Genomic DNA, 1,917 nt, shown 5'->3' on the forward strand with positions numbered 1-1,917 from the left:
GCTTCGCACGTCTCACCAACGAAGGCGCGTACGCCAGCGCCTATGCCTGCGACCTGAACGCCACCGGCTTCTTCCCCGGCCTCAACGACGTGGTGCCGATCATCGTCGACGCCGCAACCCCCGGAAACAAGGCGTGGTACACGCCGAGATGCAGGAACATGGGCAATGGCTGAACAGACACAGAGGCAACGGCGCAGACGTCGGCCGCTGGAGGGTTACAACTCGGCGTGGCTGGGCTTCGGCGCGCTCGCCGTGGTGGTCGTGCTCATCGCTACGTTGCTGACGGTCAAAGTCGCCGATGTCGGATATCGGCACTACACCGCGCGGTTCCTGCAAGCCGCGGCGCTGCGGCCGGGCAACCCGATCACGATCGCCGGGATACCCGTGGGCGAGGTGACGAGCATGCAACTGGCCGGCGACCACGTGGAAGCCGGACTCAAGGTGCGCAACGACGTCACCTTGGGGCAAGACTCCAGAGCAACGATCAAGGTCACCACCATCCTGGGGTCCCGCTACCTGGCACTGAAGCCCGGGGGATCGGGTTCGTTGCGCGACAACACATTCGACATCACGCATACCGAGGTCCCCTATGATCTCCAAGAGGCATTGGCCGACGTCACCACCACCTACGAACAGGTCGACTCGGACAAGTTCGCCCAGACCCTGGGCATCCTCGGCAAGCAGTTGGAAGGCCTACCGGTCGTGCTGCCGCAGGCCCTGGAAAACACCCACACCCTGTCGACGATCATCGCCGAACGGCGCGATCAACTCGGCTCGCTGCTGAAGACCACGGAGTTGGTCAGCAACACGCTGCGACGCCAGCAGTCGAATATCGGCAACCTGATCAACCAGGGCAACGACTTGATCGGCGAATTCGTTGCGCGTCGCGCCGCCTTCCACTCGATGATGGCCGCGCTGACCAACCTGGTCCAAACGCTGAGCGGCATCGTCATCGACGACCGACCGGAGCTGGAGAAGCTGCTGCAGAACGTTCGCGAACTGTCCGACATGCTTGCCCAGCACGACGATCTGCTGCGCAGCACCCTGCAAGCGGGTCCCGTGGCCCTCCGCGGCCTGGCCAACGCGACCGGTACCGGCAACGCGGTGGACTTCAACGCGAGCAACGGGTTGCTGGTGGACTCGTGGATGTGCGCCATCAGCGGCCGGGCCAAGCAGTTCGGAATGATCCAGTACTTCAAGGACTGCAAGTGAAGGGCCGCCGAGCAAGGGTGATTTCACTCGCCACCGCAGGTCTGGTGCTGGCCGTGGTGGTGGCGACCGCTGGCTGGTCCTTGATCGGGGACAGCATCAACACGATCAGCATTACGGCGCAATTCGACAGTGCCGCAGGACTGTACGAGGGTAATACGGTTGCCGTGCTGGGGATGCCGGTCGGCAAGGTCACCACGATCACCCCCAAGGGCGGATACGTCGAAGTCGAGTTCACCGTGGACAAGAATGTCCAGGTCCCCGCCGACGCGCAGGCGGTGACGATCTCGAACTCGATCCTCACCGACCGCCAAATCGAGCTGACTCCGGCCTACCGCGGCGGCCCGACATTGCAGAATCACGCCACCATCGGGCTGAACCGCACCAAGACGCCGGTCGAGTTCGCCCGAGTGCTAGACGTTCTCGACAAGCTGTCGGGCTCACTGCGTGGTGACGGAAACGGTCAGGGCCCCGTCGCCGACCTCGTCAACGCCAGTGCGGCGATCGCCGACGGCAACGGTCAGAACATGAAGGACGCCCTTGGCGAACTATCGAACGCCCTGCGGCTGAGCGCCGACGGTGGCGCGGTCACCCGGGATCAGCTGACCACGATCATCAGAAACCTCAGCTCGCTGTTCGATGCCGCCGCCACCAACGACGCGACGCTGCGAGATTTCGGATCGACGGTGCGGGCGCTCAGTCAGACCC

General features: G+C 64.0%; 2 protein-coding genes and 1 pseudogene. All 3 read left to right on the forward strand.

The genetic code is table 11. The annotated features are described in order from the left end of the window. Positions 1-173 (forward strand): annotated as a pseudogene (locus tag ACRDUX_RS37280) (mammalian cell entry protein); the annotation flags it as partial. Beyond that, positions 166-1,212: an MCE family protein gene (locus ACRDUX_RS37285; RefSeq protein ID WP_526421978.1), complete on the forward strand. Its 1,047-nt coding sequence runs from the start codon at positions 166-168 to the stop codon at positions 1,210-1,212. The pseudogene ACRDUX_RS37280 and the gene ACRDUX_RS37285, both read left to right, overlap by 8 nt. Beyond that, a partial coding sequence (locus tag ACRDUX_RS37290; protein ID WP_526421980.1) for an MlaD family protein occupies positions 1,209-1,917 on the forward strand: 709 nt, incomplete at its 3' end. The genes ACRDUX_RS37285 and ACRDUX_RS37290, both read left to right, overlap by 4 nt.

Source organism: Mycobacterium sp. (genome assembly GCF_050701675.1).
Taxonomy (GTDB): domain Bacteria; phylum Actinomycetota; class Actinomycetes; order Mycobacteriales; family Mycobacteriaceae; genus Mycobacterium.